12 protein-coding genes are annotated in these 12,388 nt (G+C 58.8%); 3 read left to right on the top strand and 9 right to left on the bottom strand.

Annotated elements, in window-relative coordinates; translation table 11 throughout:
• The 6 genes from GNZ12_RS39985 to GNZ12_RS39960 form a co-directional block, all read right to left on the bottom strand.
• The coding region (locus GNZ12_RS39985) for a FecR domain-containing protein (protein WP_172317989.1) at window positions 1–720 on the bottom strand (720 nt) is incomplete at its 3' end.
• Window positions 721–819: 99 nt separating this feature from the next.
• Window positions 820–1,674 (bottom strand): surface lipoprotein assembly modifier, encoded by an 855-nt coding sequence (locus GNZ12_RS39980; RefSeq protein WP_172317987.1) that lies wholly within the window; start codon window positions 1,672–1,674, stop codon window positions 820–822.
• An 81-nt stretch (window positions 1,675–1,755) separates the two neighbouring features.
• On the bottom strand, window positions 1,756–2,316 hold the full coding sequence (locus GNZ12_RS39975; protein WP_172317985.1) for a tetratricopeptide repeat protein: 561 nt from the start codon (window positions 2,314–2,316) through the stop codon (window positions 1,756–1,758).
• A 250-nt stretch (window positions 2,317–2,566) separates the two neighbouring features.
• Window positions 2,567–2,968, bottom strand: coding sequence for a hypothetical protein (locus GNZ12_RS39970; protein WP_172317983.1), 402 nt, complete (start codon window positions 2,966–2,968; stop codon window positions 2,567–2,569).
• A gap of 1,062 nt (window positions 2,969–4,030) precedes the next feature.
• The gene (locus tag GNZ12_RS39965) at window positions 4,031–4,993 is read right to left on the bottom strand and encodes an electron transfer flavoprotein subunit alpha/FixB family protein (RefSeq protein ID WP_172317981.1); all 963 of its coding nucleotides are present in this window, start codon (window positions 4,991–4,993) and stop codon (window positions 4,031–4,033) included.
• Between the two features lie 20 nt (window positions 4,994–5,013).
• Window positions 5,014–5,763: an electron transfer flavoprotein subunit beta/FixA family protein gene (locus GNZ12_RS39960; protein WP_172317979.1), complete on the bottom strand. Its 750-nt coding sequence runs from the start codon at window positions 5,761–5,763 to the stop codon at window positions 5,014–5,016.
• A 300-nt stretch (window positions 5,764–6,063) separates the two neighbouring features.
• On the opposite strand from GNZ12_RS39960, the gene GNZ12_RS39955 reads away from it, so the two are divergent.
• The 3 genes from GNZ12_RS39955 to GNZ12_RS39945 all read left to right on the top strand — a co-directional run bounded on the left by GNZ12_RS39955 (window position 6,064) and on the right by GNZ12_RS39945 (window position 8,086).
• A complete protein-coding gene (locus GNZ12_RS39955) occupies window positions 6,064–6,579 on the top strand; it encodes a thiamine pyrophosphate-binding protein (RefSeq protein WP_172317977.1) in 516 nt (171 codons plus the stop codon).
• An 8-nt stretch (window positions 6,580–6,587) separates the two neighbouring features.
• Complete coding sequence (locus GNZ12_RS39950) at window positions 6,588–7,193, top strand: thiamine pyrophosphate-dependent enzyme (protein ID WP_172317975.1); 606 nt, start codon at window positions 6,588–6,590, stop codon at window positions 7,191–7,193.
• A 128-nt stretch (window positions 7,194–7,321) separates the two neighbouring features.
• Window positions 7,322–8,086: a helix-turn-helix domain-containing protein gene (locus GNZ12_RS39945; protein WP_074283243.1), complete on the top strand. Its 765-nt coding sequence runs from the start codon at window positions 7,322–7,324 to the stop codon at window positions 8,084–8,086.
• Window positions 8,087–8,104: 18 nt separating this feature from the next.
• On the opposite strand, the gene GNZ12_RS39940 is transcribed toward GNZ12_RS39945, so the two are convergent.
• The 3 genes from GNZ12_RS39940 to pruA all read right to left on the bottom strand — a co-directional run bounded on the left by GNZ12_RS39940 (window position 8,105) and on the right by pruA (window position 12,176).
• A complete protein-coding gene (locus tag GNZ12_RS39940; protein WP_172317973.1) occupies window positions 8,105–9,268 on the bottom strand; it encodes an NAD(P)/FAD-dependent oxidoreductase in 1,164 nt (387 codons plus the stop codon).
• A gap of 61 nt (window positions 9,269–9,329) precedes the next feature.
• Window positions 9,330–10,544, bottom strand: coding sequence for a pyridoxal phosphate-dependent aminotransferase (locus tag GNZ12_RS39935; RefSeq protein ID WP_172317993.1), 1,215 nt, complete (start codon window positions 10,542–10,544; stop codon window positions 9,330–9,332).
• Between the two features lie 78 nt (window positions 10,545–10,622).
• Window positions 10,623–12,176, bottom strand: a complete 1,554-nt coding sequence (pruA, locus tag GNZ12_RS39930) for an L-glutamate gamma-semialdehyde dehydrogenase (protein ID WP_172317971.1) — start codon at window positions 12,174–12,176, stop codon at window positions 10,623–10,625.
• Window positions 12,177–12,388 lie beyond the last annotated feature (212 nt).

Genomic DNA, 12,388 nt, shown 5'->3' with positions numbered 1-12,388 from the left:
ATTCTCCGTCGCGAGCGCGCGCGTACCCGCCCCAATCGCCGCCACCTCCGCTATCCCCGCCCGCCCCAGATCGTCCTCCGCGCGCTGCGTCAGCCCTGCCAGCTGCGCGGTGCCGAGCCCGAAAGCATCGGTTGCAGCCCCGCCCTCCGGCTCGCGAGACGGGCCATTGAGCGACGCCTGCGCACTCGACACCAGCTCGAATCCCGGCCGCTCCAACGTCTGCGTTTGACCATTGCTCGTCAACTGAACCGCGTGCCCGGCCAGCATACTGACTCGCGTCCGCCCGCTGCCATCCACCTCGATGACCGCCGATGCCGCATCGAGCTTGACTTCCCCCGACGCTGTTTTTACTGTGATCGGCGTCGTCTCGCTCACCGCTCCGCCAGCGATCCGCACCAGCCCGCGATTCACACTCAATGCCAGGTTGCCACCGCCCGCACCTCCGTAGCTGAAGGCATCGACGGTGACATCGCTATTGGGCGATAAGGTCAGCGATGTCCCGTCCGGGAACAGTACCTCCAGTATCTGCAGCGCACCGGTCGTGACCTGCTGCCCGCCATCCGGTACACGCCGTTCTGTTTGAACAATCGGTTTCAACCCGTGGCCAGGTAAAAACGTCAGCGTGACGCCATCCACGTTCGCCGCCGTAACGGGCGCAGCGATCAGAAGCCCGGCAATCAACGCCGGCAACGTACGCATCGGGATCGTCAGCCTGCTCATGATGCTCTCCTCGAAATCGGCCGGACGCGCGCTTCGCCGCGCTCTCCACGGTCGTACAACCCGCACTACCCATCCCCGCCGTTCCCCCGCTTTGAACGTCTAAAAACTCCAGGCCAAGCCGAGGCTTGCGCTCGTATCGTGGTACTTGAAGTTCGGCAACGTCGAATTGTTGTTTGTGTATTGGACCGACGCCGTCAACGTCAGCCGCTCGGTCAAGCGGATGTTGTTCGTCAGCACCAAGTCGAGCCGGTTGTCCTGGCGCTTGGTGGACGGGTCGATCGACGGATCCGCGTCGCTGTACACGCTGCGGTGCAAGCCGACATAGAACGACGTACTCCATGAATACGCCGTCAAATGGAACGGAGACGAATAGACCTGGGTTACGCCCGCGCCTAGTCCCAGTTCCTTGTACGATTCGAAGCCCGCATCGGAGTTGCGTTGCGCGAGACTCGCCGCGCCAAAGAGACGCGTGGCCGGAAAAAGCTGATAACTCACGCTAGTGCGCAGTTCGGTGTAGTGGCCCGTCCGGTTCGAATTGGTCGGAAACTCTTCGTGATCCTCAAAGTGCTGAGCACTGCTTTCGAGCGTCAGGTCAACGTACGACACCGAGGAAAAAAGCTTCCTGACGTTGACGCCACCGCCATACCCGCCCATGTACGTTTCCTGATTCAGAAAAATATAGGTCGCGGAAACAAAGGGACGTATCGACCAGCTTGGGTCGAGCACACCGCCAAGATAGAAACGTGGTCCGATGTCGGTGGTAAAGCTGTTGAGATTCAGAAGATGCGTATCGACGTAACGGCGGTTATATGTCGAGAAATTCGCCTCCAGGTCATTGCCCGCCTGACTGTCGAACGCATACGTATAGTTCAGCGTTGCGCCGATTTCTCCCGACCAGTCGGTGTGGCCGAGTGCCGCCTGATCGAGTTGGCCTTGCTGGCCGAGTACCCTCACCTCGGGCGACGACGGACCGGCGTTAGCGTTGGTGTCGTAACGCCCCCCGGCATAGATGGAACCTGAGAAGAAGTTCTTCTTTTACGAACGTTCCGCCTGACCGAGCAGCGACTGTGCCTGCTGGCGCAAAGGAGGCGGAATATCCGGCGCCAATAGGGCCTGACGCAAGTAAGTTGCCGCCAGATCCGTTGCACCGACGCGCAGGTAAAGCTCGCCCAGTTGCAGCCGGATGTTCGCCAGCCCCGGGTTGATCTTCAGAATCCGTTCGAGGGCGGCAATCGCACCGCGGACGTCGTCGTCCGACACAGCCACTCGAGCGAATTCGAAGGACCGTTCGGCGTCAGTAGGGTCCGCCATCATCGCGTTGAACGCGTCGCGATAGTTCTGGCTATGGCGGGACGCAGCGCCAGTTTCGTTCGCTTCGCTTGCACCGGCAGACTCCGACGATGACGATGCGGGCTCCGTTTCGGTCGCCGCCATTGCTGTCGCGTTGCTGATGGCGAGCGGCGCCACCGTGATGATCGCCGCGATCAACCGATGATTGAACACGACCAAAGCGGCGCTTACTCGCTTTTGCCGATTTGCGGCAGTGGGGTCATCCGGCCAGCCGGATTCGTCTGTCCGTCGTGGTCGAGTCTTCACGCCAATCTCCTAGGAAATCACCGGCCTTTTTTTAGAGCAAGCTGGCGAGCGATGCGGGAGTCTCATCCGTAGAAGACGAATTACCTCACGTGTTTTTGGAGTAGCATGTCGGCCGAGTCTGGAAGTTGGCCGACTTCGGCGATGCAAAGACCTTCTCGAGGCTCACGTGGGTGAAAGCCGATCGTCGCTCAACGAGAAGCTGAGTCGACAGAAAAATGCGGACTTTTAAATGGCCGGATCAAACTGGGAGTCAGACATTGCCTGCGCGCTGCACGACAGTGAAGTCCTGCTTGAGCATCGCAAATGAACCCACTTTCTCAACCTGAATCACGAACGGTGATTCGATAAATATTTGCGTACCGGATCGTGATAAATCTTTCTCCCCGTGCGCCACGGGCCCTTTGTAGTAGAAAAATCCGGGCTTAAGTCTGAACGTCGACACGAACTGCACGCTGTTCCCCCAATCCGCGATGTTAAAGCGAAGTTCTGCATCCAGGACCGATGCTGGCTTTTCCAGCGAGAAGAAGCCGGAGCCCCATTCCGAACTCGATGCGCCCCACGCCCGGTATATCAGGAGACCACCATCCGGTGACATCAGGTAGTCAGGTTTTGAGGCGAAGCCCTTCGCCTTCCAGTCAATTTCTTTCGACATCTGAATCCTCGCTCGCTTGTGCGGCATCCTGCGTAATCTAATGCTAGACGACGCGGGACAAGGCTGCGGATCATTTTTTTGGCTCATCGCCAATCCATAAAATGTTCTGGCGTAAATAGATAGGCCAGTCGAAAATTCTCCTATAGGTAGGATACCTTATCTATTGGAAAGGACTGAATTCCATGCAGCTGGCGCAGCGGCATTCTTGAGGCCGAGCTTCGCGAGATTGAATTTGTCCTTGCGGATCCTGGGCGACAGGATCAACTAGACGAGCGACAGCTTTCAAGTTACAACGCGCCGTCGCCGCAATTGCTGCACGTTTCATGCCATGGGCCGTCGCAAGTGGTCGGAAAGCGGCAGCCGGAAGCGTGGAAATAAAAGGTTCCATGAAGTCGGAACATGTAACGTACGTGTCGCGCGTGCTCCGCCGATTGAGCGGTTACACCCTTGCGGCGTTGTGGCCCCTTCGTTCGCATTTAAACCTAAAACCTTCCTCACACGTCCAGCGAGTTGGCAAAGTTAACAATGCCTTCAGCTTCCGTCCATAGTTTTCTCTGCATCCGGGACATAGAATTAACGTATGCGCTCACCATTGCTGGGAGGCGATCATGACGTGCACCGTCAACGTCTGGAGTATCTGCCACGGTACGGATTACATCCGCTGGAGAGATTAACCGCGGCACGTCCAAATGCAGCCTAAGCTCAAAAACGGTCTCAGCGCTTTTCTTCGGCTGAAACGACCATCTGGATCAAGCTGCGCGTCTGCTCCGCGCTGGGCGCTGCGATATGGCCTTCTTTGATTTTACGGTTTCCCTCGCGATCCGGATGGCTTTATCGAAGCTGCTATCCGTGGCAACGTGCCGGTTGTCAACGCTCACGAGCCAACGGTCAGTGCTACAGCACCAGCGAATCCTCCGCTCTTCAAGCAGCAATGCGAACCACCGCCAAATGGAGGCATCTTCGGCATTAGCGGCTGATGCCGCCGCCGCTCTGACATGCCTCATATCATTCAAATTGCTCATGTGTCACCTCATCCGACCTGGACTTTCCCTCGACGTACGCTTAAGACAGCATGTCCTCGAACTCCGGCACGACCGTGAACAGATCACCCACCAGACCGTAATCGGCGACGCTGAAAATCGGCGCTTCCGGGTCCTTGTTGATGGCGACGATCACCTTCGAGTCTTTCATGCCGGCCAGATGCTGGATCGCGCCTGAGATACCGACAGCAACGTACAGTTGCGGCGCGACGATCTTGCCGGTCTGGCCGACCTGATAGTCGTTCGGCACGAAGCCCGCATCGACCGCTGCGCGCGAGGCGCCCAGCGCTGCGTTCAGCTTGTCGGCCAGCGGTTCCAGAACCTTGGTGTAGTTCTCGCCGTTGCCCAGGCCGCGGCCGCCCGAGACGATGATCTTCGCCGAGGTCAGCTCCGGACGGTCCAGCTTCGTCACTTCGCGGCTCACGAATTGCGAGAGGCCCGTGTCGGCTGCCGCTTCGATCTTCTCGACCGTTGCGCTGCCGCCTTCTGCTGCCACCGGGTCGAAACCGGTCGTGCGGACCGTGATGACCTTGATCGGATCAGCCGATTGCACCGTCGCGATCGCGTTACCCGCGTAGATCGGGCGCTCGAACGTGTCCGCGCTGTCCACTGCGGTGATGTCGCTGATCTGCGCAACGTCGAGCTTCGCGGCGATACGCGGTGCGATGTTCTTGCCGTAAGCGGTTGCCGGCGCGAAGATGTGCGAATAGTCCTTCGCGATGTTCAGCACGGTCGCTTCGATGTTTTCTGCCAGGCCCGAAGCGAGTTGTGGTGCGTCGGCCAGCAACACCTTCGAAACTCCTGCAATCTTCGCTGCCGCATCCGCCGCAGCCTGTGCGTTGTGCCCTGCGACCAGCACGTGAATATCGCCACCAATCTTCTGCGCGGCTGCAATCGTGTTCAGCGTCGCAGCCTTGATCGATGCGTTGCCCCCAAACGGGGCTTCCTTCGGGGCGTCGTGTTCTGCAATTACAAGAATCGTCATTTTTATCTCTCAGGTTCCAACTACAACACCTTGGCTTCAGTCTTCAGCTTCTCGACCAGCGTCTTCACATCCGGCACCTTCACACCGGCGGAGCGCTTCGGCGGCTCAACGACTTTCAGCGTCTTCAGGCGCGGCGTCACATCAACGCCGAGGTCTTCCGGCTTGATGACTTCCAGCGGCTTCTTCTTCGCCTTCACGATGTTCGGCAGCGTCACGTAGCGCGGCTCGTTCAGGCGCAGATCGGTCGTGATCACAGCGGGCAGGCTCAGCGACAGCGTTTCGGCACCGCCATCCACTTCGCGCGAAACCGTAGCCTTACCGTCGGCCACGACAACCTTCGAGGCGAACGTGGCTTGCGGCAGGTTGGCCAGCGCAGCCAGCATCTGGCCGGTCTGGTTCGAATCGTCGTCGATCGCCTGCTTGCCGAGGATGACCAGTTGCGGCTGTTCCTTGTCGACCAGCGCCTTGAGCAGCTTGGCGACCGCCAGCGGCTGCAGGTCTTCGCCCGACTCGATCAGGATCGCGCGGTCCGCGCCGATTGCCAGCGCCGTGCGCAGCGTTTCCTGCGCTTGCGTGACACCCGCCGACACGGCGATCACTTCGGTCGCCACGCCCGCTTCCCTCAGACGAACAGCTTCTTCAACCGCGATTTCGTCGAACGGATTCATCGACATCTTCACGTTCGCCAGGTCAACGCCACTGCCGTCGGACTTCACACGGACCTTCACGTTGTAATCGACCACTCTCTTAACCGGCACAACAATCTTCATGGCTCCCTCTCCAAACGTTTGAACGCTAGTGTGCGTACTCAAACCAAGGGTTGGAATTCGGCATTCTGGAACGCCGCATTCCAGACGCTCGAATGCGCACGCAAGCCAGAACGGAAAAGCTCTGCGCGCGAATCCGCACCGACGCCCCCCTTAACCCCAGCCTAATCACGCCTTCCGCAATCAGTAATTGAGCGACGACTTTTGCTGATGCACGCTATCACTCATCAAAGCAAGGTAATCGATTGGCCCTGCTAAGCGCGACGGCTATCCGTTTTCATCAACCTACCAAAACTCGTCATCATGTCAGTCAACTGGCCGGAAACAATCTTCGAGCACTTCAAAGCCGCTGACGTGCGGCAAGTCGCATACGTGCCTGATGCGGGGCACAAACGTCTTATCGAGCTCTGCGAAGCAGACGCCGAAATCCATGCGGTTTCCCTGACCACCGAAGAAGAAGGCGTGGCCATGATGGGTGGCGCGTGGGTGGGCGGCCAGCGCGGCGTACTGCTGCTGCAGTCGAGCGGCGTGGGCAACTGCATCAACATGCTCTCGCTGCAACACGAATGCCGCATGCCCATCGTGATGCTGGTCACCATGCGTGGAGAGTGGGGCGAATTCAACCCCTGGCAGGTTGCCATGGGCAAGTCCACCCAGGAAGCCCTCGAATCTGCCGGCGTTTATGTCTATCGCGCGGATGATCCCGCCGAGGTCCCTGACACCGTGCGCGCCGCGCTGAATTTCGGCTACAACACCTCCCGGATGGTCGCGGTCCTGATCGGACAGCGCGTCATCGGCACCAAGAACTTTAACAAGTGAGTACGAACATGACTCAGCAGACGACGCCCCTGAACCGTCGACTGACGGTGAAGCGGATTCTCCGTGATCGGCAGCAGGACGTTCTGGCAGTGACCAGCCTTGGCAATCCGACCTTCGATGTGGCCGCCGCCGGCGACACGCCGCAGAACTTCTACCTCTGGGGTGCGATGGGCGGTGCCGTTTCCTTTGGGCTCGGCATTGCGCTTGCACAACCTGAGAAGCGCGTGATCGTATTCGTTGGCGACGGTGAAATGATGATGGGCCTCGGATCGCTCGCAACAGTAGGCGTCGATCGGCCGACCAATCTCTCCATCGTCGTTATCGACAACGAGCACTACGCGGAGACGGGCATGCAACTGGCCCACGCGGGCCGAGGTGTCGACATCACGGCAATCGCGCGCGCGGCCGGGTTCGAAAAGGCGACAACGATCTACGCTGAGGGCGAGCTCGAGGAGTATGTCGACGTCATTCTCAAGGCCAAGGGTCCTGTGCTCGCTACGGTGAAGGTCGGAACCGATCCCGAACCGACCGCCCTTCCGCCCCGTGATGGTCCGTACCTGCGCAGCCGTTTCCGTGAAGCATTGCTTGGCGCCAAGGCCCACGCGAGTCAATAAGCACCAAGGCGCGGCCCCGGCGGAAAAGCGGTGGAGCGGCCAGGGCCGCCCCACCGCTGTCTTCGCTCCCGCCACGCGTTATACCCCCTGTACAATCGGGATCACTGTGACTTCACGCTGATCCCCTTATGCCCGCCAAGGCCTATTCCGATATGTTGGTGGAGGTCTTTCGACAGTTGGACCGGCAGCCCGAGATGCTCGAGCGCGTCTTCGACTGCTTTCCCGACGTGCTGTATTACATCAAGGACGCCCAGGCGCGCTATCTTTCCGTCAATCAAACGCTCATCAACCGAAGTGGGATGGCGCGCGACGATGTCATTGGCCAGACAGCCGACCAGCTATTTCCCGTGACCGGTGCAAGCACCAACGCGCAAGATCTGAACGTTATCGAAACCCAATCTCCGATTGTCGATCGCCTGCGCCTCTATTCATCCGGATCGGGGCATCGATACTGGTGCCTGAGCTCCAAGTTCCCGGTACTCAACGAAGCCGGGCAAGCGATCGGACTGATCGGCATCTCGCGCGATCTGCCTCGCCCCGACGAACGGCACCACGGCTACCGGCGCTTACTGGAATATCTGGATTATCTGGAACAGAACCTCGGACAGAACATCCTGGTCTCTGAGGCGGCGGAACGCGCCTCCATCTCCGTCGACACGTTGGAACGTCTGACCCGTGAAGTGTTTCATCTGACGCCCAAGCAACTGCTGATGAAATTGCGGATCGATCACGCGTGCAAGCTGCTCGAAACGACTGACAACAGCATTACGGATATCGCGACGGACTGCGGCTACGCGGATCACAGCGCCTTTACGCGTCAATTCAAGTCCGCCACGCACCTCACGCCCCGACAGTATCGAAACGCGCGAGGGCGTGGCCTGCATCCTCACTGATCAACCGCCTGCCTGGCGCTAGTAAACACCCTCCTCGATCACCAGTTGGCCCGAAGTGAGCCGCGCCGGCGATAGTGGCGAGAGGTCCAACGTTCTGAACTCGCCGAAGGCCAGCAGTTCAGCCATTGCACGACCGACACCCGGACTGTGCATCATGCCGTGGCCGCTGAACCCAGCCGCCACGAACGAGTTTTCCGGGCCCGACTGACCGACGATGCCGTTCTGGTCGAGGATGTTGTATTCGTAGTAGCCGGCCCAGGCATGTTCCACGCGCAAGGCTTCAAACGCGGGAATCCGCTCTGCCAGCGTCGGCCAGATGATCTCGTCAAATTCGGAAAACTGCACGTCGAGCGGCAGGTTATCCAGATCCATCTCCGCTGAGGGCGAGACAATGCAGAGGAAATGATTCTGCTCCCTACGCAGGTACACGCCAGACGTATCGATCAGGATCGGCATATCCGGAATCGACGTCGGGCACGACACGACGAACGCCGAACGCCTTCTTGGCCGAACCGGCAGATCAACGCCCACGCTTTTTGCAAGAGACGCGCACCACGCTCCGCTTGCATTCACGAACGTGTCCCCGGAGACTTCCCGCCCATCGGTCAGTTCGACATGGGTAATCCGGTCTCCGCGTGTACGGTAGCCCGCCGCTTCACCCGTGGCGAAATGAACGCCCGCCTCGCGCGCACGGTTTCTGAACCACTGCATGACACTGTAGCCATCGAACCAGCCTTCGCCTGCAAGGCCTTCAACGGCATACGTCAGATCGCTGACGTTCATCCACGGGTAACGCTGCTGCAGCGCTTCAGCGGAATGTTCCTGCAACTCGACCCCTAACGATCTGGCGAGTGAGCTACGCCGACGTAGCACGCTCTCTTGCTGCGCATTGCCCACGAACAGATAGCCGCAATCCACCAGATCAACACCGGCACCGTACCGCGCCTTCTCCCGCTCGCACGAAGAGAAGAAGTCGTAACCGAACTGCGATAACTGAATGCAAATGGGCGTTGAAAACTGCTGCCGGATCGAACTGGCCGAGAGCGACGATGACGCGATCTGATAGGTCGGATCTTTTTCGATCACCCAGATTTCTCGGCCGGGTGTCTTCTGGAGGCTCAGGAAATACGCGATTGAACAACCCATTGCACCACCACCCGTGATGACAATCCTTTCGCTCATGATTTACCTTCGAAGGCTCATTGGGCTCCTGAGAGCCGAGCAGTGTGTGGATAACGGACGATCAGACCGCCACTGTTTCGAGGCTTTGACACGCGGCGCGAATCCGGCTGAGCGCTTCGTTCAAATCGTCGAGTGACGCGGCGTAAGAGAGTCTGAAGTACGGCGAGAGCAGAAACCCGGAACCTGAAACCACCGCCACGTTCGCCTCTTCCAACAGGTACATGACGAAGTCCTGGTCGTTTTCCAGAAGTCTGCCTCTCGGCGTACGGCTTCCAATAACACCATGGCAACCGACGAAGGCATAAAACGCGCCTTCGGGCTGGTTGCTATGAAGTCCCGGTATGTCGCTCAGCGTTTTGACGACCAGTTTCCGGCGCTCGTCGAAAGCCAATCGCGACGTCTCTACGAATGACTGATCCCCCTTCAGCGCTTCGATCGCTGCGTACTGCGACACCGATGACGCACTGGTGACAATCTGGCCTTGCACGAGATTCATGGCGCAGATGAGCGCAGCCGGTCCGGCGGAATAGCCGATCCGCCAGCCTGTCATCGAGTACACCTTGGAGACACCGTTGATGATGAGCGTCCGCTCCTGCAACTCTGGCGCCACGTTCAAAATATTGACGAACGGGCTTCCCGTATAGATGAGCGTTTCGTAGATGTCGTCCGAAAGCACCCAGACATGGGGGTGTCGACGCAGTACTTCCGCGATGGTGCGTAGTTCCTCAGCCGAGTAAACCGCGCCGGTCGGATTAGATGGTGAATTCAGCATCAGCCACTTGGTACGCGGCGTGATCGACGCCTCCAGCTGAGCAGCCGTCAGTTTGAACCCTGCCGCTTCATCGCACGCCACGACGATGGGTGTGCCGTTCGCCATTTTGACGATCTCCGGATAGGAGACCCAACACGGCGCCGGCACGATCACTTCATCACCCGGATTGAGGGTAGCGTAAAAGGCCGCAAAAATTGCCTGCTTCGCACCAACCGATACGCTGACGCCGTCCACCGGGTAGTCGACCCAATTGTCATGTTTCAGTTTCGCGACGATGGCCTCGCGCAACTCCCGAATACCCGCGGCCTCCGTGTAGCGCGTCTTGCCTTCGCGCATCGCACGAATCGCTGCAGCCTGAATATTCTCGGGCGTATGAAAGTCGGGTTCGCCTTGCGACAGGGATATGACGTTCTTCCCGGCACGACGCAGTTCTGTCGCTTTTGCTGACATTGCCATCGTTTGCGCAGGGACGATCTGGCCAATGCGGTCTGCAATGAAGCCCATTGTGTTCATTCCGTTTATATGGAGATCCCGGTGCGTGAACCGGGGTCGCCTGCCGGTGGCGCCCCGGAACACGCATGCTTACAGACGTTCAGCCACTGCCTTCATTTGCAGGAACTGCAGAAGGTAGTCGGGACCGCCCGTCTTGGTATCGGTGCCCGTCAGGTTGAAACCGCCGAACGGCTGAACACCGACCAGCGCGCCCGTACACTTGCGGTTGAAGTACAGATTGCCGACGTGGAAATCACGGCGTGCTCGCTCGATGCGACTGCGGTCGTTCGAGAAGAGCGCGCCGGTCAGCCCGTAGACCGTGTCATTGACCACCGCCAGACCTTCGTCGAAATCCTTGACGCGGATTGCGGCGACGAACGGTCCGAACACTTCCTCTTGTGCAATGCGCGCGCGAGGCGAGACGTCGCCGAAGATGGTCGGCTCAATCAGATAGCCCGCTGCATTTTCCACGGCCTTGCCACCCGTCAGAAGCTTGCCCTCGCTGTGACCGATATCGATGTACGACAGCACCTTCTTGTACTGCAGTTCATTGCAGACCGGACCGAAACTCGGATTGTCCTTGGCCTCGCTGACAACGAGTGCGTTCGTCTTCGCAATGACCTTCTCGAGCAATGCGTCGTAGACCGAATCCACCACGATCAGACGCGAGCAGGCCGAACACTTCTGGCCGGAATAGCCGAAGGCTGCCTGGATCACCGCGGTCGCTGCGTCATCGAGGTTGGCCGTCTCATCGACAAGAATCGCGTCCTTGCCACCCAATTCGAGGAATACCCGCTTGAACCATTTCTGGCCTTCGGCAAGCTTTGCAGCGGACTCGTTGATCTGGGCACCGGTTGCGAGCGAGCCCGTGAAGTTGATGAAGCGCGTCTTCGGATGGGCGACCAGATACGAACCGATCTCGCGTCCGGTACCCGGCAGATAATTCACCACACCGGGCGGCAGTCCTGCTTCGGCGAAGATGTCGAAGATCTTCGCCAGTGACACCACCGTATCCTCCGCAGGCTTGCAAACGACCGTGTTACCCACCACGATGGCACCGACCGTCATGCCGGTCATCAATGCCATCGGGAAATTCCACGGCGAAATCGTCACACCCACGCCCAGCGGGATATAGAAGCTCTCGTTTTCTTCACCCGCATAATCAATCAGCGAACCCACGCCGCCGACGTGCTTGATCGCCTGCCGTGCGTAGTACTCGGTGAAGTCGATCATTTCCGCGACTTCAGCACTGGCTTCGACATAGTTCTTGCCGATTTCATAGACCAGCCATGCCTCGAGCTCGCGCTTGCGCCGGCGCATGATGGCCGCGGCCTTCAACATGACGCGCGATCGATCTTCCTGGTTCCAACGCTTCCACGATTCGAAGGCGCTCCAGGCCGCTTCCAGTGCGGCGTCCGCGTGCTGCGTCGTCGCCTTGGCGGCAAAGCCTACGATCTCGTCCGGATTCGACGGATTCGTCGAGACGAGTTTCGCTTCGGTCTGCAGACGTTCGCCATTGATCACCAGCGGATAGGTCCGACCAAACTCGGCACGCACCTTCTTCAGCGCCTGCTGCATGTCTGCTTTGGCACTTTCGGTGTCGAACAAATCGAACGGCTCGTTCTTGAACGGCGCAATCAACATCGCTTTCTCCAGATTGAATGGTTTGGGCCGCTCTGCCGCCCTGAAGAGCGCGGCACGCTACCGTGAACCGATTGTCCGGCGCGAAAATTTTCCGGTCTTGATCTGCCTCCCTTGATTAATGCGGTTTTTTGCATAGTTATAGAAATCATACCGTCGTCGATATCCATCAATAGGCCACGTATATAGCGATTCAATAAAAACAGGCGGGAAAT

The sequence above is a fragment of the Paraburkholderia solitsugae genome (assembly GCF_013177695.1).
GTDB lineage: Bacteria > Pseudomonadota > Gammaproteobacteria > Burkholderiales > Burkholderiaceae > Paraburkholderia > Paraburkholderia solitsugae.
This window is presented reverse-complemented; position numbering and strand designations above follow the sequence as displayed.